Here is a 1,910-nt window from a genome sequence, read left to right as displayed (position 1 = left end):
GAGGATGCTCAGCCGTCGGTGCAGATCACGTCGTACGGGCGGCCGATCGCGATCGTCAGCTCGATCGGGTCGGTGGTGCCGGAGGGGCACTCGGACTTCGTCTTGACGAGGCCGAGGACCTTCTGGGCGCCCGAACCGCCGCAGGCGACCTCCTTGGCCTGAGAGGTGACGCAGTCACCCTTCACCAGCTGGCCGCCGCCGGCGCCCGCGTCACCGGGGTGGTCGCTCGACAGGTTGCGGCCGCAGACGGTGTTGGTGGGGATGCCGCTCCCCTTGCCGCCGTAGGAGATGCTCACGTCGATCATCAGGTCCGTGCCGGGCGGGCACTGGACCGCGTTCGGGAGGATGCTGGCCTCCTTGATGTCGATGGCCTTGAAAGTGGCGCCGGAGTCGGAGCAGCCCGTCCGCTTGTATCCGTCGGGGGTCTTGGACGGGTCGGGGCCGCCGCAGTCGCCGACCTTCCACGCGCTGGAGGTGTCGGAGGAGGACTCGGGGGATCCGGGGTCCTTGGCGGTGGGCTTGGCGGAGGGGGAGGCCGAGGTGGACGCCGTCGGCTTGCCGTCGTCCTTGCGGAGCGACTGCTGGACGAAGTAGCCGCCGATGATGACCACGGCGAGGACGATGACGGCGACGACGTTGCCGCCCGAGCGGCGCCTGGGGGCAGGCGGCGGCGGCGTTACCTGGTACGGGTTGGCCATGCGGGCTTCTCCTGCGGGGAAGGTGGTGGGGACGGGGCGTCACGCGCGTACGGGGACGCGCCATGTACACCTCATGGTTCCACGCGCACGGCTCGCGGGTGGCCGGGGTCGTCCGGTCCGGCGCCGCATGCCCGCCGGGCTCAGAGGACGGCCACCGGGGCCACGGGGGTGCCGGTGCCGCCGACGAAGGGTTCCGGCATCGCGGAGAGGAGGAACGCGTACCGGTTCTCTTCTGCACAGGCTGTGGACAACTTTTCGAGATTCCAGTTCTGACCTTGGTGCATGCCCATCTCGACCAGGTGGAGGGCGTGGACCGGTAGCCACAGGTTCTCGATCTCCGGCGGGAAGATCTCGAAGGTCAGGGTGTCGTTCGCGACGGCCGCCACATCCCGCGCGTGGAACCACTCGGGCGTGCGGACGGACAGCCCGGGCGAGGGGAAGCCGTAGCCGTGCTTGTCGCCCGCCAGGTAGGCCTGGATCTGGCCGGTGCGGACCAGGACGATGTCGCCGGGGCGGACGGTGACCCCGCCGAACTCCGCGGCCTCGTCGAGGTCCCCGGGGGTCACCGCGTGGGCGCCCGGCAGCCGGTCCAGCCCCTTGGCGCGCGCGACGTCGAGGAGCACCCCCCGCGAGAGGATGTGGCCGGCCTTGTCGATGCCGCTGAACTCGGCGCGGCCGTGTGCCGTGATGGTGCCGGCCGGGCGGCCGTTGTAGATCTTCCCCGAGTGCGAGACGTGGGTGAGGGCGTCCCAGTGGGTGCCCGCCTGGAGTCCCATGCTCACGGCGTCGTCGCTGCACGCCACCGTGCCGGGCCCGAAGAGTTCCTGGTTGATCTGCACCATCGTGTGCAGCGGGTTGATCCGGCCGGGGATCATGCCGACCTGGACCCCGTCCTCCTTGAGCGGGAGCGCGAGCGGGATCCGCCGGCCGGTGCGGATCTCCGCCGCGGCGGCCCGGACGACCTCGTCGGTGATCAGGTTCAGGGTGCCGGTCTCGTCGTCGGCGCCCCAGCGGCCCCAGTTGTTGACGCGCTTGGCGATGTCGTGGAACTCGGCGGGCAGAGTCATGGGCGTCGACAGCTCCTTGCGTGGATGCGTCGGTTACGACGACAACGAGGGCTTGTGCAGGTGCATCTGACTACCCATAGAATCTAACGGTCCGTCAGAAATCGCGGGAAGGGGCCGGACGTGGGGAACTTCTTGGCAGGCAAGG

The 1,910-nt window shown here is 70.1% G+C and carries 2 protein-coding genes; both read right to left on the bottom strand.

Features of this window, described 5'->3' with window-relative positions; all coding sequences use genetic code 11:
* Window positions 1–8: 8 nt before the first annotated feature.
* Complete coding sequence (locus ACWGIU_RS36920; RefSeq protein ID WP_453712442.1) at window positions 9–698, bottom strand: hypothetical protein; 690 nt, start codon at window positions 696–698, stop codon at window positions 9–11.
* 140 nt (window positions 699–838) lie between these two features.
* The gene (locus ACWGIU_RS36915) at window positions 839–1,765 is read right to left on the bottom strand and encodes a cyclase family protein (protein ID WP_453712441.1); all 927 of its coding nucleotides are present in this window, start codon (window positions 1,763–1,765) and stop codon (window positions 839–841) included.
* Window positions 1,766–1,910 lie beyond the last annotated feature (145 nt).

The sequence above is a fragment of the Streptomyces sp. NPDC054840 genome, from assembly GCF_053611065.1.
Note: the sequence above shows the minus strand (reverse complement) of the source record. Positions and strands in the feature narration are given on the sequence as shown.

Bases quoted from the DNA above. Each gene is read 5' to 3' on its own strand.
- ACWGIU_RS36920 (WP_453712442.1), bottom strand. From the start codon at position 698: ATGGCCAACCCGTACCAGGTAACGCCGCCGCCGCCTGCCCCCAGGCGC.
- ACWGIU_RS36915 (WP_453712441.1), bottom strand. From the start codon at position 1,765: ATGACTCTGCCCGCCGAGTTCCACGACATCGCCAAGCGCGTCAACAAC.